This window comes from Colwellia marinimaniae (assembly GCF_002207865.1).
GTDB classification, from domain to species: domain Bacteria; phylum Pseudomonadota; class Gammaproteobacteria; order Enterobacterales; family Alteromonadaceae; genus Colwellia; species Colwellia marinimaniae.
The window spans coordinates 1-236 of the sequence record NZ_BDQM01000513.1; the positions used below are offsets into that span (position 1 = coordinate 1).

At 55.1% G+C, this 236-nt stretch carries 1 pseudogene; it reads right to left on the reverse strand.

The features are described from left to right. A pseudogene (locus tag MTCD1_RS20300) lies at nt 1-236 on the reverse strand (UDP-N-acetyl-D-glucosamine dehydrogenase); the annotation flags it as partial.

The window sequence follows — 236 nt, forward strand, 5'->3', positions numbered from 1 at the left end:
AAGCCGAAGGGTTTGGTGGCAGCAGCATCAATCACTTCGTGAATGTTGATGCCCATCTTGTCAGCCACGATCTTCATCTCGTTAACCAGCCCAATGTTCACGCTACGATGAATGTTCTCCAGCAGCTTCGTCATCTCTGCCGCGCGGGTCGAACTGACAGGCACCATCGTTTTGATCGCATGCTGGTACAGCGCCATGCCCAGCGCCAGACAGCGGGGTGTGCTACCACCAATGAC